Origin of the sequence: Achromobacter sp. B7, assembly GCF_003600685.1 — a bacterium.
Lineage (GTDB): Bacteria > Pseudomonadota > Gammaproteobacteria > Burkholderiales > Burkholderiaceae_B > Achromobacter > Achromobacter spanius_B.
The window spans coordinates 637921-657062 of record NZ_CP032084.1; the positions used below are offsets into that span (position 1 = coordinate 637921).

General features: G+C 64.4%; 18 protein-coding genes and 1 tRNA gene. 11 read left to right on the forward strand and 8 right to left on the reverse strand.

Going from position 1 to position 19142, the window contains the following annotated elements:
• Positions 1 to 5: 5 nt before the first annotated feature.
• The 3 genes from DVB37_RS02910 to DVB37_RS02920 all read right to left on the reverse strand — a co-directional run bounded on the left by DVB37_RS02910 (position 6) and on the right by DVB37_RS02920 (position 3700).
• The gene (locus DVB37_RS02910; protein ID WP_120153782.1) at positions 6 to 2450 is read right to left on the reverse strand and encodes a fimbria/pilus outer membrane usher protein; all 2445 of its coding nucleotides are present in this window, start codon (positions 2448 to 2450) and stop codon (positions 6 to 8) included.
• A gap of 94 nt (positions 2451 to 2544) precedes the next feature.
• Positions 2545 to 3252, reverse strand: a complete 708-nt coding sequence (locus tag DVB37_RS02915) for a fimbria/pilus chaperone family protein (RefSeq protein WP_162941149.1) — start codon at positions 3250 to 3252, stop codon at positions 2545 to 2547.
• 217 nt (positions 3253 to 3469) lie between these two features.
• Entirely contained in the window at positions 3470 to 3700 is a 231-nt protein-coding gene (locus tag DVB37_RS02920) for a hypothetical protein (protein WP_104145151.1), read from the reverse strand.
• Positions 3701 to 3983: 283 nt separating this feature from the next.
• Between DVB37_RS02920 and DVB37_RS02925 the strand changes: the two genes are divergently transcribed.
• From DVB37_RS02925 to DVB37_RS02935, 3 genes are all read left to right on the forward strand, one after another.
• Positions 3984 to 4919: a membrane protein gene (locus DVB37_RS02925; protein WP_046806125.1), complete on the forward strand. Its 936-nt coding sequence runs from the start codon at positions 3984 to 3986 to the stop codon at positions 4917 to 4919.
• Positions 4920 to 5002: 83 nt separating this feature from the next.
• Entirely contained in the window at positions 5003 to 5887 is an 885-nt protein-coding gene (gene nadC / locus DVB37_RS02930; protein WP_120153784.1) for a carboxylating nicotinate-nucleotide diphosphorylase, read from the forward strand.
• Positions 5888 to 5896: 9 nt separating this feature from the next.
• The gene (locus DVB37_RS02935; protein WP_120153786.1) at positions 5897 to 6883 is read left to right on the forward strand and encodes a tripartite tricarboxylate transporter substrate binding protein; all 987 of its coding nucleotides are present in this window, start codon (positions 5897 to 5899) and stop codon (positions 6881 to 6883) included.
• 40 nt (positions 6884 to 6923) lie between these two features.
• Here DVB37_RS02935 and DVB37_RS02940 read toward each other — a convergent pair whose 3' ends face one another.
• On the reverse strand, positions 6924 to 7616 hold the full coding sequence (locus DVB37_RS02940; protein ID WP_046806128.1) for a tellurite resistance TerB family protein: 693 nt from the start codon (positions 7614 to 7616) through the stop codon (positions 6924 to 6926).
• 179 nt (positions 7617 to 7795) lie between these two features.
• On the opposite strand from DVB37_RS02940, the gene DVB37_RS02945 reads away from it, so the two are divergent.
• Positions 7796 to 8194, forward strand: coding sequence for an OsmC family protein (locus DVB37_RS02945; RefSeq protein ID WP_046806129.1), 399 nt, complete (start codon positions 7796 to 7798; stop codon positions 8192 to 8194).
• Positions 8195 to 8293: 99 nt separating this feature from the next.
• On the opposite strand, the gene fabI is transcribed toward DVB37_RS02945, so the two are convergent.
• The 3 genes from fabI to gloB all read right to left on the reverse strand — a co-directional run bounded on the left by fabI (position 8294) and on the right by gloB (position 11447).
• Positions 8294 to 9079 carry an enoyl-ACP reductase FabI gene (fabI, locus tag DVB37_RS02950; protein WP_046806130.1) on the reverse strand — a complete coding sequence of 262 codons (786 nt, stop codon included), beginning with the start codon at positions 9077 to 9079 and terminating at the stop codon, positions 8294 to 8296.
• Positions 9080 to 9199: 120 nt separating this feature from the next.
• Positions 9200 to 10618, reverse strand: coding sequence for a transglycosylase SLT domain-containing protein (locus DVB37_RS02955; RefSeq protein WP_046806131.1), 1419 nt, complete (start codon positions 10616 to 10618; stop codon positions 9200 to 9202).
• Positions 10619 to 10625: 7 nt separating this feature from the next.
• Positions 10626 to 11447: a hydroxyacylglutathione hydrolase gene (gloB, locus tag DVB37_RS02960; RefSeq protein ID WP_046806132.1), complete on the reverse strand. Its 822-nt coding sequence runs from the start codon at positions 11445 to 11447 to the stop codon at positions 10626 to 10628.
• Positions 11448 to 11467: 20 nt separating this feature from the next.
• On the opposite strand from gloB, the gene DVB37_RS02965 reads away from it, so the two are divergent.
• From DVB37_RS02965 to DVB37_RS28270, 7 genes are all read left to right on the forward strand, one after another.
• The gene (locus DVB37_RS02965) at positions 11468 to 12247 is read left to right on the forward strand and encodes a class I SAM-dependent methyltransferase (RefSeq protein WP_046806133.1); all 780 of its coding nucleotides are present in this window, start codon (positions 11468 to 11470) and stop codon (positions 12245 to 12247) included.
• Positions 12248 to 12300: 53 nt separating this feature from the next.
• Entirely contained in the window at positions 12301 to 12762 is a 462-nt protein-coding gene (rnhA, locus tag DVB37_RS02970) for a ribonuclease HI (protein WP_046806169.1), read from the forward strand.
• Between the two features lie 190 nt (positions 12763 to 12952).
• Positions 12953 to 14038 carry an efflux RND transporter periplasmic adaptor subunit gene (locus DVB37_RS02975; protein ID WP_120153788.1) on the forward strand — a complete coding sequence of 362 codons (1086 nt, stop codon included), beginning with the start codon at positions 12953 to 12955 and terminating at the stop codon, positions 14036 to 14038.
• Positions 14039 to 14071: 33 nt separating this feature from the next.
• Positions 14072 to 17188: an efflux RND transporter permease subunit gene (locus DVB37_RS02980; RefSeq protein WP_046806135.1), complete on the forward strand. Its 3117-nt coding sequence runs from the start codon at positions 14072 to 14074 to the stop codon at positions 17186 to 17188.
• A gap of 3 nt (positions 17189 to 17191) precedes the next feature.
• Positions 17192 to 17911 carry a DNA polymerase III subunit epsilon gene (gene dnaQ / locus DVB37_RS02985; RefSeq protein WP_046806136.1) on the forward strand — a complete coding sequence of 240 codons (720 nt, stop codon included), beginning with the start codon at positions 17192 to 17194 and terminating at the stop codon, positions 17909 to 17911.
• Positions 17912 to 17994: 83 nt separating this feature from the next.
• Positions 17995 to 18069: transfer RNA gene (locus tag DVB37_RS02990), tRNA-Val, on the forward strand.
• A gap of 415 nt (positions 18070 to 18484) precedes the next feature.
• Complete coding sequence (locus DVB37_RS28270; RefSeq protein WP_046806137.1) at positions 18485 to 18652, forward strand: hypothetical protein; 168 nt, start codon at positions 18485 to 18487, stop codon at positions 18650 to 18652.
• A 20-nt stretch (positions 18653 to 18672) separates the two neighbouring features.
• On the opposite strand, the gene DVB37_RS02995 is transcribed toward DVB37_RS28270, so the two are convergent.
• Positions 18673 to 19137 carry a YaiI/YqxD family protein gene (locus DVB37_RS02995; RefSeq protein ID WP_104145145.1) on the reverse strand — a complete coding sequence of 155 codons (465 nt, stop codon included), beginning with the start codon at positions 19135 to 19137 and terminating at the stop codon, positions 18673 to 18675.
• Positions 19138 to 19142 lie beyond the last annotated feature (5 nt).

A 19142-nucleotide genomic window follows, 5' to 3' on the forward strand; every position in this document is an offset into this window, starting at 1 on the left:
GGCTTTTACGGGGCGCATGTCGCACTGGCACGTTCGTACAAGGCGTTCAGGTCCGGCGTATCGGCGATGTCGAACTCGAGCGTGCATGACGCCTCTTCCGATGGCGCCACGCTGAACGGCGTGGCGCCCGCCAGCATGTCGGGCAGGAATATCTGGCCGCCGCTGCCCACCAGCGTGACGAACACGCCGTTGGCATCCAGCACGGCTGCGCCCTTGGGTACCGGCGTGCCGTCAGCGTAGGCGGCGGTCACGAGCGCGCGGCGCACCTTGACTACCGTGAAGTCCACCGCCGACACCGACCCGCGCGCCGGATCCAGGCTGTAGCGTCCGTTGATCAAGTCCACATTGCGCGCGAGCGATGCCGTGGCGACCTGGATCTGCCCGTTACGGTAGGCCGGCAGCGACGGGATGACGGCCCGGCCCCAGGGGTCGGTCCACACGTTGCCGGCCGGCGTGCTCAGGCGCACGCCCGACAGGCCGCCAACGGACGCGATGGCGAACGTGTCCTGCACGCGGTAGGGCGAAAAGCTCAAGCCATGTGCGTGGCCGACCAGCCCGCCGCGAACGCGCGCGGAGTGGCTGTATCCGCCCTTGAAGCTGCTGGCCGCCAGGCTCAGTTGTGTATAGGCTGAATTGACGCCGACCGAGCCGGAATAACTCGTCTGGCCGTGCGAGCCGGAACTGGCCGCCAGGGTATAGCTGCTTTGCTCGCTGATGGCGCCACCGGTATTGACGCCGTAGCTCATGCCGTTGTCTTGCCGCTGCATCGATGCGCTGACGCTTTGCTTGCCCAAGGGCAAGCTCACGTTCAGGTACATCAGGTCGCCCTGGTTGCGGTGGCTGGAACCCATGTCACGCTCGAATGACAGCGAAACGCTGGCCCGACCGAAGCTCTTGCCCCAGCTGAAAATGCCGCGACGGGACGAATGGCCGCGCGTGCTTTGGGATTCGCTGACGTTCATGCTGAAGCCGCCCAGCTTGGATCCGCTCCAGCCCAATCCCGCGCTGAGCTGCTGCTTGATGCGGTCTTCGCGAAGGCTCGGGTACCACTGCGTACCGTTCACCGGCCTGTTGGCGTAGTCCAGCACTTCGCTGTAGCCATCCGTGCGACGCAGCAGCGACAGGTTCGAGGACACGCCCGGCAGCACTTGCGCCGCGACCGAAATGATGTGCTGGGCACCGCTGCGCCCCGTATGGGAATTTTGCGAAAAAGTGCTCTGTACGCCGGTCTGGATGTTGCCGGGCAGAGCCAGATCCGTGCGGGCGCCGACCGAGCGATAGTCCTGCGTCAACAACAAGCCGGCCGCGACGTTGGCGCGCCTGCCCAATGCGATGCCGTATTCCGCCGCCACGACCGGCCGGGAGTCGCCACCTGCCGAGTCCGTTTGCCGCAGCATGCCCAGGCCGCCGGTGAATCCGGTGGCTGCGCCAACGCGGTCCACCTGCAACGCCGCCGCCGGCACGTAAAACACGCGCTCTTCGCCCGAGGCTTCGTGGACGACGACCTCAAGGTCTTGCGTCAACGACCGGGGCAGTACATCGGTCATGGTGAACGGGCCGGGGGGCACGATGGCGGAGGCCAGTGAAATACCGTTCTGCCGAACTTCGACGCGCGCCTGCGTGTGGGCGATGCCGCTAATTGGGGGGCCTGCGCGATCGCTGCTTTGTAGTGCGGTTTCCGGGAACAGCTGCATGCCGTTGACGGGAACGCCGGCAAACAGCGAGCCGCGCAGATTGATTTGCCCCGCCTGAAAGGTGGTGTGCCACGTGGAAAACGTGCGTTGCGCGTAAGCATCTACGTGGTTCCACGTCGACTTCCCGCCGCTATTGGAATAGCTGCTGTTGCTGCGCAGGATCCAGTCGTTCACGTTCAGGCCCAGTTCGGTATAAGCCTGCAGGTAGTTCGACCTTCCGCCGATATGGCGTGTCTGGCTGGAAAGCACGTCGTAGTTCAGGATGGCTGCGCGGCCGCCGGATTGATAGATCGTGGCGGTGTGTGATCGATTTATTGCGCCCGGGGGCGCGACGATGTCCACGGTCATGCGCTCGGGCTGTAGCGCGATGGTCGTAGTGGGCCAGGCTTGAAGAAAAGAGTCCGGACAGGCGTGAGAGTCGCCGCCTTGCGCTTCGGGCACCTTCAGTTCGGCCAAGGTCAGCAATTCCGGCGTCAGGCAGAGCTTGCCGCCGGCATCGAAGGTGGCCAAGGCACGCCCGACGCCGCGCCCGTTGACGCTCAGGTGCACGGTGTGCTGCCCCGGCAGGAATTGCGGTCCGTTCTTGAAGTGCGATGCGATGGCCGGATTCAAGCCGCGCGTTTTCAGGGTTTCAAGGTCGAACCCGCCCGTACCGGATTGCGCGATGGCAGCCCGGTGCAGGCACAGCAGGAGGCTTGCGGCGACGAAGGCGCCACCGCGAGCATTGCGTAAGCGGTTGCAGAACATGAAAACCATGAGTGAGCCTGGCGCGCAACGCCCGCCAGACCCCGGTCATGGAGTCTGGCGAGCAAGGCCAAGCGGGTTGATGCCCCGTGGGGGCACGATGCGGTCAGTTCTTGATAGGCGCGTCGAAGGACGAGACTTGATAGCCGTAGACGCTGGCGGGGTACAGGCGAACGCTTGACTGCCCTGCTTGCAGGGGCGCGTCCGTGCCGACCAGTTGTAGCGTTTCACCCGGCAAGATGTAGGTCTTGGGCAGGATCAGCGCCTGGTCGGACGGCTGCACATTGACGCGTTGGTCCATGCGCACGATGTAGGGGCTGGGGTTGTGCACCGTCAGCTTGCCGTCGTGAGCGGCCCACTGCAGCGAGCGCCACGGGGCGTTGTCGTTGGGGACTTTCTTGGGCAGCGCAATCAGCGGGAGATCCTGCCGGATGGTCAGGTGGAGCTTGTTGCCCTGTTCGCCGGTTTGCGGAATGCCTTCGAAAATGGCGCGCTTCATGCGCTGCGCGTCCAGCGGCTTGTCGTGGGTAAGCAGAAAGCGAACCAGCTGCGTTTTGCCAGGAGCCACCACGGCAGCGGGCGGCGAGACCATGACCCAGTTGTCCTGGTCTTCGGCAATGTGTTCGATCATGGAGATCAGCAGCACGGGCTCGTCGCCCGTGTTCTTGATGCCGATCGTGCCTTCGCCGGTTGCTTCGTGCACCAGCACGACCGAGGTTTCAGGCTGGATGCCCATGGCAAGGGCTTGGCTGGCGGGAAAAAGGACTGCAAAAAGGGTTGCCGCGACGATTCGCGGAAAGGAATTCTTGAACATGGGGATATCGCTAAGGCATCGGCCGGAAGGGCCTGGGAAGCATTGCAGTGTAGGAACCTGATTCCTGGCTTGATATAGGCGAGCGCCTATTTCCGGATGTTCAAGTGCAGTGGGCCGGACCATTGTCGGTCCGGCCCACTTGCGCGCCGCGTGTGGCGGGCTGGCGTATCATCGGCCGCTTTGCGGCGTCACCCTTTTTGGCGTCACCCTTTCGGCGTCACGTTTTGCGGTTCTCGTAGGACGTTTCCAGGATGTCGTCCTCGGGCGTGATGACACCGGGTTCGCCCGGTTGCGCGACGGCGCGTCCGTCGCGCGGCATGCCGGCCACGGTCTTGCTCTGTTCCGGCATGGGCAGCGTCTCCGTGCCTTTGCGCGGGTCCGTGGGCGGACGCGGGTCGACGTCTTTGGTGTTGGTGGCGGCGTTCGGGTCAGGGGCGGTTTTCAACATGGCTCATGCTCCGCTTGCGGGCGTCCCAGGATGGCGACGCGCCTGGTTTTCTGAGTTTTATCTTAGTCGCTGCGCGCGCCGACGCGGCCGTTGAGCCTGTCACGTTTGCAAGGGGCTGTTGCAGGAGCAGAACCTTATAATTTCCGGCGATCGTGCGGTCAGCCGCTTTGTACCGCTGCTTCACCGTCACCCTTTCATTGCGCGCCTTTGCACCGCGCCGGCATTTCCTCGCAGTCTTGCCGGTCCGGCCTTATTCGCTTAACCACCTTCACCGCCGCCCTCCTTGACCGACTCCATCGAACGCTCCGTCCATACCGAACTTGTCGCCGTGCTTGTCGCCGTGACGCATGGCGAGCCGCGTGTGTTGACGACGGATGACGCCAGCGCCTTGCCGGCCGGCCCTTTCGAGCTGTCGCATCGGTCGTTGCAGGCGGGGCTGCGCGCGTGGGTGGAAACGCAGACCCATCACCCCCTGGGTTACGTCGAGCAGCTCTACACCTTTGCCGATGGCGACCGCTCCGACGAATCCGGCGCGCGCGTCATGTCGGTCAGCTATCTGGGGCTGACGCGTGAAGCCGGCGAAACCGGCGTGGCGCAGGTGGGCTGGCAAGACTGGTATCGCTACTTTCCGTGGGAAGACCGGCGCACCGGCACGCCCGCCCTGGTCGACGAGCTGATCGTGCCGCGCCTGGCGCAGTGGTGCGCCGCCAGTGACGACGACGCCGTGCGTACACGCCGCCAGCAGCGCGTGGCCATCACCTTCGGGCTGGACGGGGCCGCCTGGAACGAAGACATGGTGCTGCAGCGCTACGAATTGCTGTTCGAAGCCGGCTTGGTGCCCGAGGCCGCGCGGCGCGCCGACGGCGACTTTGCAGCCGCCATACCCGGTCAATCGATGCGCCACGATCACCGCCGCATTCTGGCGACGGGCATCGCCCGCTTGCGCGCCAAGATCAAATACCGCCCCGTGGTGTTTGAATTGATGCCGGCCGAGTTCACCCTGCTACAGCTGCAAATGGCCGTCGAGGCCCTGGCTGGGCGCGCCTTGCATAAACAGAATTTCCGTCGGCTGATCGAGCAACAGGCGCTGGTGGAAGAGACCGGCGACATGGCGACCGGTACGGCGGGCCGTCCCGCCAAGCTGTTTCGGTTCCGTCGCGACGTGCTGCTTGAACGCGCCATCGCCGGTAGCAAATTGCCTTTGTCTCGCGCGTTATGACGCTTGACAAGGGTTATGCTCGTCTCTAGCATAAGTACTGCGCATTCACTGCGCGCCTTTTTTTTAACTCACAAATACTCAAAATGAGCATTAAAGCCGAAGCGCCTTTGACCGCCTCTCGCCTGGCGGTGCCTCCCCTGCCGGATGTCATGCTTGAGCCCCTGGTGCGCGCCGCCTTGCAGGAAGACCTGGGCCGTGCCGGCGACCTGACCACCGACGCCATCGTGCCGCACGACGCCGTGGCAGAAACGCGGCTGGTATCGCGGCAAGCCGGCGTGCTGGCCGGCCTGGATCTGGCGCGTCTGGCGTTTCGCGCCATGGACCCGACCATCGAATTTCACGTCTCTCAGCGTGACGGCAGCGACCTGGCGCCAGGTACCGAAATTGCGCGCTTGCGCGGCAACGCCCGCGCCATGCTGACCGCCGAGCGCGTGGCGCTGAACTTCCTTTGCCACCTGAGCGGCGTGGCCAGCGCCACCGCCTCCATCGCGCGTGCCATTTCGGGCTACGGCGCACGCGTCACCTGCACCCGCAAGACCATGCCCGGCCTGCGCGCGGTGCAAAAGTACGCGGTGCGCGTGGGGGGTGGCAGCAATCACCGGTTCGGGCTGGACGACGCGGTGCTGATCAAGGACAACCACATCGCCCTGGCAGGCGGCGTGGCCACGGCGGTGCAGCGGGCGCGCGCGGGCGTGGGACACATGGTCAAGATCGAGCTTGAAGTCGACACGCTGGCGCAGTTGGAAGTTGCGTTGTCGCTGGGTGTGGACGTGGTGCTGCTGGACAACATGAGCCTGGATGATTTGCGGCGCGCCGTCGCCATGGCGCGTGGGCGTGCGATCACGGAAGCCTCGGGCCGCATCACGCCCGAGACCGCCGCTGCCGTAGCCGCCACGGGCGTGGACCAGATCGCCGTTGGTTGGTTGACCCACAGCGCCAAGGTGCTGGACATTGGCCTGGACGCCTGAGAGCCCATCATGAAACGCCTGCTTCAAGCCAGCCTTGCGTTGTTGATCCTGCCGCTGGCGTCATGCGGCAACTCGCCGTCGGGCGAGGCGCCAATGGACGCGGCGTATCCCGCGCATCCGATCACCATCGTGGTCACCTTCCCGCCGGGCGGCGGCACGGACCTGCTGGCACGCCGCATCGGCGCCAGCCTGCAAACGCAGCTGGGCCAGGCCGTGGTGGTTGAAAACCGCCCAGGCGCCAGCGGCAACATCGGCGCGCGCCTCGTGGCGGAAGCACCACCCGACGGCTACACGCTGCTGATGGTGAACAGTTCATTCGCCATCAACCCGGGCGTGTATCGCAATCTGGGCTTTTCGCCCAAGCAGGATTTCGCCGCCGTGATCAATGTGGCGTTCGTGCCATCGGTGTTTGTGGTGCCGGCGGGATCGCCGCTGCACACGCTGGATGATGCGCTGGCAGCGGCGTTGCCGGGCAAGCCGCTACCGTTTGCCTCGTGCGGCAACGGCACGCCGCAACACCTGGCGGGCGAAATGCTGGCGCGCGCCACGGGTGCTGTGTTGCAGCAGGTACCGTACAAGGGATGCGGCCCCGCGTTGACCGACGTGGCGGCGGGGCAGGTGGCGATGGGTGTCGTCACAGCGTCCAGCGCGGCGCCCTTGATTGCCGCTGGCAAGCTGCGCGCATTGGCGGTGACCTCTCCCAAGCGTTCACCGCTGATGCCGACGGTGCCGACGGTTGCCGAGCAGGGCGTTGCGGGCTACGCGCTGGATCAGTGGCATGGTCTGTTGGCCCCGGCGGCCACGCCGCGTGCCGTCATCGAAAAGTTAAACGCAGCGGTGGCAAAAATCGTCAGCCAGCCCGATACCCAGGCTGCGCTGCGGGAACAGGGCTTCACGCCCGCCAGCAGCACGTCGCGCGAATTCCAGTCGATGATCCATGCGGATATCGACCGGTACACGGCGCTGACGGCATCAATCGGCTTGCGGGCGGACTGAGGGAGCACTGACGGTGGCCTGAGCGGCGCATTAAGCCCGCTCAGGCCACCGCGCTCTTGGCGTGCTGTTCCAGCTTTTCCTTCAAGCCGGGTTCCAGCTTGAGCTGCCGCGCCAGCTCGTCCAGGTAGGCCCGTTCCATATAGCTTTCTTCATCGACGACAAGCAGGCTGGCCAGATACATTTCGGCGGCCATCTCGGGTGTTTTGGCTGACTGGGCCACAGCCGCGGGGTCCAGCGGCCGCGACAATTCCGTTTCCAGCCATTGGCGGTCTTGCGCGTCGGATGACAGCTTGGCCAGCTCAGTTTCCAGCAGGCCGCGCTCTTCGGGCCCGATGTGGCCGTCAGCCTTGGCAGCGCCGATCATGGCGGTCAAAACAGCGTTGCTGTGCTGCTCGGCCTCGGGCGCGGGCAGACGGTCCAGGGTTTGAGGCGGCGCGGCCTGGGCGCCACCGGCCTGGTTACGCTGCCAGTCGCCATAAGCGCGGTAGGCCAGCGCGCCCAGCGCCGCCATGCCGCCGTACATCGCGACCTTGCCGCCGATCTTGCGTGCCTTCTTGCTACCCATCAACAGTCCCAACGCGCCAGCGCCCAGCGCGCCGCCGCCCAGGCCGGTCAGGAACGAGCCCTTGCCGCCGGCGGCGCCGCCCGTCGCGCCTTGCACGCGATTGGTGGCATCAGCCAGCAGGCCTTGGCCCGATTGCAGCAGTTGATCAAGAAGTTGTCTGGCGCTCATGCGGCCCCCTTTTATGTCGATACAGTCGGTGCGTTCAGTTCGTGATCGCGGATAGGGATATCCGACCGCCGCATGGGCAATAAGTTCAGCTTGTTGTCAGCCGTCAAAATCTGTCGTCGGATGCTACAACGTCAGCTTCAGGCGACCACCACGGGCGCCTATCCCAAGAGACCCTAGCCATGAGCATCCGCGTCCATCAGAATGCGCCCGACATCCTGCAATTCACCGCCACGGCCGAAGGCCACGCCCTGCCGGTGGCGATGCCCAAGCCGCAGGGCGATGGACCTGATCCGCATGATTATTTCGACACCGCGCTGGGCGGTTGCAAGGCGTTGACGCTGATGGTCTACGCGCAGCGCAAGGGCTTGCCGCTGACGTCGGTGGATGTGGAAGTGGTGCGTGATGCCAGCGAAGAGCGCAAGGGCGTCTATCGCTTGACGGCAAAGCTGACGCTCAATGGCGAGCTGTCGGACGCCCACATCGATGAATTGCTGGCAGTGGCCGAAAAGTGCCCGATTCACAAGCTGATGACAGCGGTGGACGTGCAGGTGTCCACGCTGGTGGTGCGCGCGGCCTGATACGGCGTCCTGATACGGCGTCCTGATACGGCGTCCTGATACTGCGGGCCGATACGGCGGCCGAGCGGCCATCTTGCCGCCCGCCCGACCGCCGCAAGATCAGTCTTCCATGCCCGGAACGACGGTCGAGAAGCCGGCGTCCACGTGGGTGATCTCGCCCGTGACGCCCGCCGCCAGATCCGACAGCATGAATGCCGCCACGTTGCCCACGTCGTCGATGGTGACGTTGCGGCGCAGCGGCGCTTGCGCTTCCACGAACTTGAGGATGGCCGAGAAGTCCTTGATGCCACTGGCGGCCAGCGTCTTGATGGGGCCGGCCGAAATGCCGTTGGCGCGGATGCCGCGCGGGCCCAGCGCCGTGGCCAGGTAGCGCACGCTGGCTTCCAGCGACGCCTTGGCCAGGCCCATGGTGTTGTAGTTGGGGACCACGCGTTCGGCGCCCAGGTAAGTCAGGGTCAGCACCGAGCCGTTGCGGCCTTCCATCAGGGGCAGGGCGGCCTTGGCCATGGCGGCGAAGCTGTAGGCCGAAATGTCATGGGCGATGCGAAAGCCCTCGCGCGACAGGCCGTCCAGGAAGTTGCCGGCGATGGCTTCGCGCGGGGCAAAGCCGATCGAGTGCACCAAGCCGTCCAGCCCATCCCAGTGCTTGCCCAGTTCGGCGAAGGCGCCTTCGATCTGGCTGTCTTCGGCCACGTCGCAAGGCAGCACGATCTTGCTGCCGAATTCGGCGGCAAATTCAACGACGCGTTCCTTGAAGCGGTCGCCCACATAGGTGAACGCCAGCTCGGCGCCTTGCTGATGACAGGCGCGCGCAATGCCGTAGGCGATGGATCGGTTTGATAGCACCCCGGTGACGAGAATGCGCTTGCCGGCGAGAAAGCCCATGATGGTTCCTTTGATTTTTTCCTGCTGAAAGACCGCCCATTTTAAGGAGTTTGGCGGCGTCGCGTACTTGTAAAAACGGCGCCGTTACCGGGCGCCGTTTTTGGGGGCTGCGGGCTGGGATCAGCCGCGGGCGTTCGTGCCCGGCACGCGCAAGGCGGTACCGACCTTGAGCGCGCTGCCCTTCAGGTTGTTCAGCGCACGCAGGGCGTCCACCGATGTGCCGTACTGCTTGGCCAGCGAGAACAGCGTGTCGCCCGGGCGGACCTTGTGGGTGCGCACATTGGGCCGGGCGCTGGCTACGCGGGCGGCGGGTGCCGGGGCGGCACGGCCACGCGGCGCGGCGGCCTTGGTGTCGGTGGGGGCCTGTTCCAGCGCGCCCACGGGGGCGGCCAGGGATGCCAGCTGCACGCCACCGGTGCCGGGCTCGCCGGGCACCAGCAGCGCCTGGCCCGAGGCGGACTTCTGGCGCGAGCCGATGTCGTTGGTTTCGCGCAGCTTGGCCTCGGTCACGCCGAAACGCTTGGCGATGGACGCGTAGGACTCACCACGGCGCGAATGGTAGATCTTCCAGGCGGACAGGTCGCCCTTGTAGTTCGTCAGGTTCGCGTTGAAGATTTCGACGCGGTCGGCCGGCAGCAACAGCGTGGGGCCGTGGTCGCCACGGATGACCGGGCGGTTGAACGACGGATTCAATGCCTTGAATTCGTCCAGCGGCATTTCGGCCAGCTTGGCGGCGATTTCAAGATCGATGTCGCTGTTCTTTTGCACCGTCACGAAGTAGGGCGTGTTGCCCACCGGGGGCAGCGCCACCGCGTAGCGTTGCGGGTCGGCAATGATGTTCTTGATGGCCTGCAACTTGGGCACGTAGTTGCGCGTTTCGTCGGGCATGTTCAGGGACAGGTAGTCCGTGTTCAGGCCGGCCGCTTCGTTCTTGGCCATGGCGCGTTGCACCGAGCCTTCGCCCCAGTTGTAGGACGCCAGGGCCAGATACCAGTCGCCCTGCATCTCGAACAGCTTTTCAAGATAGTCCAGCGCGGCGTTGGTTGACGCGATGGGGTCGCGGCGTTCGTCGCGCCACCAATCCTGCTTCAAGTTGAAGTGCGTGCCGGTGGCCGGCACGAACTGCCACAGGCCGGAAGCCTGGGCGCGCGACAGGGCAGTGGGGTTGTAGGCGCTTTCCACGAAGGGCAGCAACGCCAGTTCGGTGGGCAGGCCGCGGCGGTTGATTTCGTCGACGATGAAGTACAGGTACTTGCCCGCGCGCTCGGCCATGCGCTGAACCGCCTCGGGGTGGGACGCGTAATAGTCGGTCCACTGCTGCGAGAGGTCGGTATTCAGGTTGGGGATGGCGAAACCGCGGCGGATGCGGTCCCAGGCGTCGCTGGGCGGGTTGGTCAGGTCGACCGTTCTGGACGTATCCCGGGCGATGTAACGCCCTTGGGAATTGGTGGTGAGGTTCTTGCTATCGGGGGCTTTCGTTCCTGCGCAACCGGCGAGGACTGCCAACATGAGCGGCAGAAGGAGTCGGGATAGATTCATCAGGCGGTCACTTGAAATCGTTCTTCCATTCACGCAGGGAGGCAAACACCTCTACCGGCGTAGGTTGATTGTTTCCGGCCCAGTTGGATGCGGCACGGATCACGTCCACTTGCTGCGTACGCAAAAACGGGTTCGTCGCGCGTTCCTGACCGATTGTCGACGGAAGCGTGGGAAGACCTTCTGCTCGTAATTGCTGGGCTCGCTGATACCACTGATGCAGGGTGCGATTGGCGGGATCCACAGCCAATGCCCAGCGCAAGTTGGCTAGAGTGTACTCGTGCGCGCAAAAAACCTGTGTATCTGGCGGTAAAACGGAAAATTTTTCCAAGGAATCATGCATTTGCGCGGGAGTTCCCTCGAAAAGCCGGCCGCAGCCGCCCGCAAACAGGGTGTCGCCACAGAACAGGACCGGTTCTATCCCGGCTGCCCGGCCCGTGTACGCGATGTGCCCGGCGGTGTGTCCCGGCACATCCAGCACCCTCAGATCCAGGTCCAGTTCGGGCAGCGTCACCCGGTCGCCCTCGGCCAGCGGAACATCGCAGCGCGGCAATGTTTCGCGGGCCGGACCGTATACGGTAAGGTCCGCCATGCGTGACAATTCAAGTACACCGCCCACATGGTCGCCATGATGGTGCGTGAGTAGAATGGCGCGCAGCCTCAAGCCTTCCTGCTCAAGCCATCGCAGCACCGGACCCGCTTCGCCCGGGTCCACCACGGCGGCATTTTCGCCATGGACGATGGCCCAGATGTAGTTGTCGGTGAAGGCGGGTAGAGGCAAGACCGCGGCATGTTGCTCGCGGCCGCCTGCGGGGGCGGTCAAGGCTTGCATGAGATTCGAAGGAATAGAACGTGGCAGAAGAAACACCGCCGATTGTAGAACTGGCCGAATGGTTCCAGACGCCACCGGGGCAGTACGCCCTGGCCTGGGAACGGGCCCAGTTCGACGCGGCTGTCGCGGATGTGTTTGGCTATTATGCCTGGCAGGTCGGCCTGGCCGACATGAACCTGCTGCGCGCCAACCGCATGCCCTTCAAGGGCTATGTGGGCACCGAGACCCCGTCGCCCGAAAGTACCGCCGCCTGGCAGTCGCGCGTGGTGCTGGCCGAACCCGAGGCCTTGCCGTTCGAATCGCAAAGCGTCGATCTGCTGATCCTGCCGCATGCGTTTGAATGTACACAGGACCCGCACAACGTGCTGCGCGAAGTGGAACGCGTGCTGGTGCCGGAAGGCCGGGTCGTCATTTCGGGCTTTAACCCCTGGAGCATGTGGGGCGCGCGCACGCGCATGCCCGGCATGGAGCCCTGGCTGCCGCAGCCGCCGTCGGCCCAGGTGTCGCTGGCGCGCTTGAAAGACTGGTTCAAGCTGTTGTCCCTGGAAGTCGACGACAGCCATTTCGGCTGCTATGCACCGGCTTGCCGCAGCGAAAAGTGGCTGCAACGCTGGGGCTTTCTGGAATCCGCGGGCGCACGCTGGTGGAGCCTGGGCGGCGCGGTGTATATGGTATCGGCCGTGAAACGCGTGGCCGGCATGCGTATCATCGGCCCGGCCTGGAAAACCAAGCCCAAGCGGGCGCGCGCCGCCTCGGTGGTGGTCAATCGCCAGGCGGACGACGGCTTCGACCCTTCCTGAGAGCGGGCGGCGGCCGTTTTACATTGCACGAACAAGGATTTCAAAGCAGCACCATGCAGGACAACAAAGCGATCGATCAGAAAGTGGACATGTGGACGGACGGGGCCTGCAAGGGCAACCCCGGCCCGGGCGGTTGGGGCGTATTGCTGCGCGCCGGCGGCCACGAAAAAACCCTGCATGGCGGCGAGCTGCAAACCACCAATAACCGCATGGAACTGATGGCGGTCATCGAGGGCCTGCGGGCGCTCAAGCGCACCTGCGTCGTCACCATCCACACGGACTCGCAGTACGTGATGAAGGGCATGACGGAATGGCTGGTGAACTGGAAGCGGCGCGGCTGGATGACGGCCGAGAAAAAGCCGGTCAAGAACGCCGAGCTCTGGCAGGCGCTGGATGAGCAGGTGCAGCGGCATCAGGTGTCGTGGCGCTGGGTGCGTGGCCACAACGGCGACGAAGGCAACGAACGCGCCGACCAATTGGCCAATCTGGGCGTGGATCTGGCCCGCCGGGCCTGACCGCGTCCGCTGACGGCATCGGGATATACCCTGAAATCCGCCTTGTGAGGCGGATTTAGTCGTTTCATCCGGCGTCTGGATTGTTCCAGTATGTAAATTCGGGTGCTACAGTGCCTTCCCCCATTCCAGTTCCCGCGGCGCCGTCCAGGTGGGGAATACGGTGCGCGCCGCACCACCGCCACATACGCGCATGAAAAAAGCTGTACTGCTGGCCGCCGTCGCGGCCGGGTTGGCCGCGGGGGCCGCATTGGGCGTGTTCGTGCCGCGCTGGCTCGCGCCCGGCGCCTCGCCCACCGTCCAGGCGACCGCCAAGCCGGCCGCTGCGCCGGCCGCGCCCGTTCGGGTCGAGGTCGCTTCCGTGAAAGAAATTCCGTTTGCCCGGGGCCTGTCCGCCGTGGGCAGCCTGCGTTCGGACGAGTCCGTCGTGCTGCGGCCCGAGGTGGTGGGCCGGATCCAGGCGATTGAATTCAAGGAAGGCCAGCCGGTGGCCCGGGGCCAGGTGCTGATCCGGCTGGATGATTCCGTGCCGCGCGCCGAGCTGGCGCAGGCCCGAGCCAACTTGACGCTGGCGCAAAGCCATTACCGGCGCGCCGTGGAATTGCAGGGCAAGGGCTTCGTCAGCCAACAGGCGCGCGACGAGTCCGCCAGCACGCTGAAGGTGCAGGAAGCCGCCGTGGCGCTGGCGCAGGCAAGGTTGGACAAGATGACGATATCGGCGCCGTTCGCCGGCATCGTCGGGCTGCGCAGCGTGTCCGTGGGCGACTACGTCAACCAGGGGCAGGACCTGGCGCCGCTGGAAGCCATCGACCCCTTGAAGGTGGACTTTCGCGTGCCCGAAATGTACTTGAGCAAAGTGGGCGTGGGCCAGCAACTGACGCTGCGCCTGGACGCGCTGCCCGGCCAGGAACGGCAAGGGCAGGTGTATGCCGTCAGCCCGCTGGTCGACGCGGGCGGCCGGTCCATCCTGCTGCGCGCCACCGTCGCCAACAAAGACGCCTTGCTGCGGCCAGGCATGTTCGCCCGCGTGCAGCTGCTGTTCAACCAGGACAAGGCGCTGGTCGCACCGGAAGCGGCGTTGTCGCCATCGGGCGAAACACAGTACGTTTACCGGGTCAAGGATGGCCGCGCCGAGAAGCGCGAAGTGACCATCGGCGAGCGCCGCGAAGGCCGGGTCGAAATCCTGACCGGCGTTGCGGTGGGCGATCAACTGGTGGTGGCGGGCATACAGCGCGTCACGGACGGCGGCGCGGTGAACGTCGTGGGCAGCGGCTCGTGAGCCCGGCCACCTACTCTTTTTAGCGGTGACGCAATGCGTATCTCGGAAACCTGCATCAAGCGGCCGGTGTTTGCGTCGGTCCTGTCGCTGATCATCGTCCTGATCGGCCTGATCTCTTATTCGCGGCTGACGGTGCGCGAATATCCCAAGATCGACGAGCCGATCGTGTCGGTGGACACCACCTACAAGGGCGCCTCGCCCGAGGTGATCGAATCGCAGGTGACCAAGCCGCTGGAGGACCAGCTGGCGGGCATCGAAGGCGTGGACGTGATGACTTCGCGCAGCCGGTCCGAGCGCAGCCTGATCAACATCAAGTTCAACCTGTCGCGCAACCCGGATGCGGCGGCGGCCGAAGTGCGCGACAAGGTATCGCGCGCGCGCCGCTTCCTGCCCGATGAAATCGACGAGCCCATCATCGGCAAGGTCGAGGCCGATTCGCAGCCCATCATCTATATCGCGGTGGAATCGGGTTCGTACTCGGCGATCCAGACGTCCGACTACATCAACCGCTACATCAAGACGCGCCTGTCCGTGCTGCCCGGCGCGGCCGAGGTGCGTGTGTTTGGCGAACGCCTGCCGTCCATGCGCATCTATGTGGACCGTGACAAGCTCGCCGCCTACGGCCTGACCGTGCAAGAGGTGGAGGCCGCGCTGCGCAGCCAGAACGTCGAGATCCCGGCCGGCCGCATCGAGTCGCGCGCGCGTGAATTCTCGGTGGTGTCGTCCACCGACCTGCAAACGCCCGCGCAGTTCGAAGACGTGATCGTGGCCAACGTGAAAGGCTATCCGGTCCGGTTGCGCGACGTCTCCAAGGTCGAGATCGGCGCGGCCAGTGACCGGGTGCTGTCGCGCTTTAACGGCAAGCCGGCCATCAACATCGGCGTGACGCGGCAATCCACGGCCAACCCGCTGGAACTGTCCAAGGCGGCGCGCCACGAGGTCGAACGCCTGAACGAAACCTTGCCGGCGGGCATGAAGCTGACCATCGCGTACGACTCGTCGGTGTTCATCGAACGGTCGATCGATTCGGTTTTCCACACGATCGGCGAAGCCATCATCCTGGTGGTGCTGGTGATCTTCTTTTTCCTGCGCAATCTGCGCGCCAGCATCATTCCCATCGTCACCATCCCTGTGTCGCTGGTGGGCGCCTGCGCCCTGATGTATTTCTTCGGGTTTTCGATCAACACGCTGACCTTGCTGGCCATGGTGCTGGCCATCGGCCTGGTGGTGGACGACGCCATCGTTGTGCTGGAGAACATTTATCGGCACATCGAAGAAGGCATGCCGCGCAAGGAAGCGGCGTTGCGGGGCTCCAAGGAAATCGGCTTCGCGGTGGTGGCCATGACGATGACGCTGGTCACCGTGTACGCGCCGCTGGCCTTCGCCACGGGCCGCACGGGGCGCCTGTTCATTGAGTTTGCGCTGGCCCTGGCCGGTGCGGTGCTGGTGTCGGGCTTCGTGGCGCTGACGCTGACGCCGATGATGTGCTCGGTGCTGCTGCGCCATCAAAGCAGCCACAGCCGCTGGTACAACCTTATCGAAGGCTGGCTCAACGGCATGAGCAACGGCTACCGCCGCCTGTTGGGGGCGTCGTTGCGTCACCGCTGGCTGGTGGTGATGATCGGCGTGGCGGTGGCGTTGGGCAGCGGCGTGTTGTTCAAGGTGGTCAAAAGCGAATTGGCGCCCATCGAGGATCGCGGCGTGGTGTTCGGCATCGTAAGCTCGCCGGAAGGCGCCACGTTGAACTACACGCTGGACAGCATGCTGGGCATCGAAAAATTCTATTCAGAAATTTCGGAAGCCAGCGGCAGCCAGGTCACGGTGGGCTTTCCAACCGTGACGGACGGCACGGCAATCCTGCGCTTGAAACCTTGGGAAGAACGCGACCGCAAGCAGCAGGCCATCACGCAGCAGTTGCAGCCGCAATTCGCCTCGCTGCCCGGCGTGCGGGCGTTTCCGACGAACCCCCCGTCGCTGGGGCAGTCCGCGCGCTCGAAGCCGGTGGAATTCATCATCATGAGCCAGGCGTCGTACGCCGAGCTGGCCCGCCTGACCGATGTTTTCCTGACGGAACTGCGCAAGTATCCGGGCCTGTTGAACCTGGACACGGACCTGCGCCTGAACACGCCCGAACTGCGTGTGCGCGTTGACCGCGACAAGATGGCGGACGTGGGCGCCAATGTGGACACCGTGGGGCGCACGCTGGAAACGATGCTGGGCGGGCGTCAGGTCACGCGTTACAAGGATGAGGGCGAGCAGTACGACGTGATCGTGCAGGTCACCCCGCGCGACCGCGCCACGCCCACCGATATTTCCGGCATCTATGTGCGTGCCCGCGATGGCAGCATGGTGCAGCTGGACAATTTGCTGGGCGTGCACGAAGGCGTGTCGCCGCAATCGCTGAACCACTTCAACCGCCTGCGCGCCGTCAAGATCGACGCGGCGGTCGCGCCCGGCTATGCGCTGGGCGAGGTCCTGACGCACATGCATCAGGTGGCGCGAGACGTCCTGCCCAATACGACCATCACCGATCTGGACGGGCAATCGCGCGAATTCCGCGATTCGTCCGGCAGCATCTACCTGGTGTTCGGCATGGCGCTGGCCTTCATCTACCTGGTGCTGGCGGCGCAGTTCGAAAGCTGGCGTAACCCGTTCATCATCATGCTGTCGGTGCCGCTGTCGATGACGGGCGCGTTGCTGGCGCTGTGGCTGACGGGGGGCACGTTGTCCATCTACAGCCAGATCGGCCTGATTACGCTGGTGGGGCTGATTACCAAGCACGGCATCCTGATCGTGGAATTCACCAACCAGCTGCGCGACGAGGGCCGCGAACTGTTCGCCGCTGTGACCGAGGCCAGCGTGCTGCGCTTGCGCCCCATTTTGATGACGACGGGCGCGATGGTGCTGGGCACGGTGCCGCTGGCCCTGTCCACCGGCGCGGGGGCGGAATCCCGCCAGCAGATCGGCTGGGTGCTGGTGGGCGGCCTGTTGCTGGGTACACTACTGACCTTGTTCGTCGTGCCGGTGGCCTACACGCTGATTGCCACCGCACGCAAGAAACCCGGCCATGCCGGCAGCGCAGAGCACCCTCCGGCCCATCCGCCGGGCGGTCAGACGCCGCCGGCCTCGGCCAATGCAGCGTCGGAATAAGTCATGCGCCAGATCATCTTTGACACGGAAACCACCGGACTGGACCCTGCCCAGGGTCATCGCATCGTTGAAATCGGTTGTGTGGAAATGGTCAACCGGATGTCCACCGGCAACAACCTGCACATCTACCTGAACCCGGATCGCGACAGCGACCCCGAGGCCTTGGCCGTGCACGGACTGACGACGGAATTCCTGTCCGACAAGCCGCGCTTTGCCGACGTGGCGGACGAATTCGTCAAATTCATCCAGGGCGCGGAGCTGATCGCGCACAACGCCGCGTTCGACGTGAAGTTCTTCAACGCCGAGCTGGCCAAGACGGGCCGCGGCCCGATCACCGATTACTGCGAGACGGTCACCGATTCCCTGCTGCACGCCCGGTCGCTGTTCCCCGGCAAGCGCAATTCGCTGGACGCCTTGTGCGACCGCTTCGGCATTTCCAACGCGCACCGTACGCTGCACGGCGCATTGCTGGACTCGCAGTTGCTGGCCGAAGTGTGGCTAGCCATGACGCGCGGGCAGGATGCGTTGCTGATCGACGTGGACGACAACGACGGCGCGGGCAGCGATGGGATCGTGCTGGCCAAATTCGATGCCTCGGGGCTGGTGGTCATCAAGGCAAGCGACGAAGAGCTGGCCGAACACGAGGCCTATCTGGCGGCGTTGGACAAGTCGGTGAACGGCGAATGCGTCTGGCGCAAGCTGGATGCGCCGGTGGCGGCATAAAGGCTATTGCCGACCCGGCTTGCGGCGTGCGAACTTCGACTTGCGCACGTTTTAAAAAACATGCTATTATTTCGCCTCTTTCAGGGTGGTTAGCTCAGTGGTAGAGCACTGCCTTCACACGGCAGGGGTCACAAGTTCGAAACTTGTACCACCCACCAAAGACCCTTGGAAGGCAACACGAAGGCTTGTAGATAGCATTTAGTTGTTGCTGACCTGCCAGGCGTCTTTGGCATAAAGACTGAAAGAGAAAATAGAAAAAAGAAAAAAGAAAGCAAAACAGGCCAACCTTAATCGGTTGGCTTTTTTGTGCCCGTCAGCTTTGTGTGTGCAGGGGTGGGTGCCGGGGCGCGCGCCGGGGTTGGACGCAGGGGGTGGACGCAGGGGGGCACGCCGGGTTTGTGGATCGTCTTTGCGCATCGCGTTTGGGGATCAAAGCTTGTTGATCTGGCGCAAGAATGCCTTTCAGCCTTGCGTGCCGATGCCTTAGCAGGCGCTTATGATGGCTTCACGGTGCCGCCTGCAAAAGAATTGCCTTTTGACGGCCTGCCGGATGCCCGAGCATAGGAGACGTCCATGCCGCCGAACACCAATACCATGTTGATCATCATCGTCACGGGCGTGGCGCTGATGCTGATCGGTTTCGGGATGCGCGATCGCAATATCGGGATGGGCTTGATGGGCCTGGGCTTGATCACCGCCATAGGCACCATCATTTACAAGGCCTACGTCACGTTTTATTAAGGCCTTCCCTGTTCAGGCCTTTACTGTTCAGGCGCTTTCTTGTTTAACCGTGCCAGCAAGGTGTCCAGCTGGTTAGCGAACGCCTTGCGGTCGGCTTGGCTGAATGACGACGGGCCTCCCGTGTCGATCCCGCTTGCCCGCAATTCTTCCATCATGTCGCGCACCGCCAGCCGTTCCCGGATGGTTTCGGGTGAATAGCGTTCGCCTCGCGGGTTCAGCGCCATCGCCCCTTTGGCCAGCACGTCGGCGGCCAGCGGGATGTCAGCGGTGATGACGAGATCGCCCGGCTCGGCGCGTTCAACGATGTGCGCGTCCGCCACGTCAAAACCGCGCGGCACCTGCACCGCGCGGATCAGCGGCGAAGGCGGCGTGGACAGTGGCTGGTTGGCGACCAGGGTCACCGGCACCTGCCAGCGCTGCGCGGCGCGGAACAAGATGTCCTTGATGACCACGGGACACGCGTCCGCATCGACCCAGATGTGCATAAACG

What these genes read in the sequence shown, in the direction of transcription:
- DVB37_RS02910 (WP_120153782.1), bottom strand. Translation starts at nt 2,450, where the DNA reads ATGGTTTTCATGTTCTGCAACCGCTTACGCAATGCTCGCGGTGGCGCC.
- DVB37_RS02915 (WP_162941149.1), bottom strand. Translation starts at nt 3,252, where the DNA reads ATGTTCAAGAATTCCTTTCCGCGAATCGTCGCGGCAACCCTTTTTGCA.
- DVB37_RS02920 (WP_104145151.1), bottom strand. Translation starts at nt 3,700, where the DNA reads ATGTTGAAAACCGCCCCTGACCCGAACGCCGCCACCAACACCAAAGAC.
- nadC (WP_120153784.1), top strand. Translation starts at nt 5,003, where the DNA reads ATGAGCATTAAAGCCGAAGCGCCTTTGACCGCCTCTCGCCTGGCGGTG.
- DVB37_RS02935 (WP_120153786.1), top strand. Translation starts at nt 5,897, where the DNA reads ATGAAACGCCTGCTTCAAGCCAGCCTTGCGTTGTTGATCCTGCCGCTG.
- DVB37_RS02940 (WP_046806128.1), bottom strand. Translation starts at nt 7,616, where the DNA reads ATGAGCGCCAGACAACTTCTTGATCAACTGCTGCAATCGGGCCAAGGC.
- DVB37_RS02945 (WP_046806129.1), top strand. Translation starts at nt 7,796, where the DNA reads ATGAGCATCCGCGTCCATCAGAATGCGCCCGACATCCTGCAATTCACC.
- fabI (WP_046806130.1), bottom strand. Translation starts at nt 9,079, where the DNA reads ATGGGCTTTCTCGCCGGCAAGCGCATTCTCGTCACCGGGGTGCTATCA.
- DVB37_RS02955 (WP_046806131.1), bottom strand. Translation starts at nt 10,618, where the DNA reads ATGAATCTATCCCGACTCCTTCTGCCGCTCATGTTGGCAGTCCTCGCC.
- gloB (WP_046806132.1), bottom strand. Translation starts at nt 11,447, where the DNA reads ATGCAAGCCTTGACCGCCCCCGCAGGCGGCCGCGAGCAACATGCCGCG.
- rnhA (WP_046806169.1), top strand. Translation starts at nt 12,301, where the DNA reads ATGCAGGACAACAAAGCGATCGATCAGAAAGTGGACATGTGGACGGAC.
- DVB37_RS02975 (WP_120153788.1), top strand. Translation starts at nt 12,953, where the DNA reads ATGAAAAAAGCTGTACTGCTGGCCGCCGTCGCGGCCGGGTTGGCCGCG.
- DVB37_RS02980 (WP_046806135.1), top strand. Translation starts at nt 14,072, where the DNA reads ATGCGTATCTCGGAAACCTGCATCAAGCGGCCGGTGTTTGCGTCGGTC.
- dnaQ (WP_046806136.1), top strand. Translation starts at nt 17,192, where the DNA reads ATGCGCCAGATCATCTTTGACACGGAAACCACCGGACTGGACCCTGCC.
- DVB37_RS28270 (WP_046806137.1), top strand. Translation starts at nt 18,485, where the DNA reads ATGCCGCCGAACACCAATACCATGTTGATCATCATCGTCACGGGCGTG.
- DVB37_RS02995 (WP_104145145.1), bottom strand. Translation starts at nt 19,137, where the DNA reads ATGCACATCTGGGTCGATGCGGACGCGTGTCCCGTGGTCATCAAGGAC.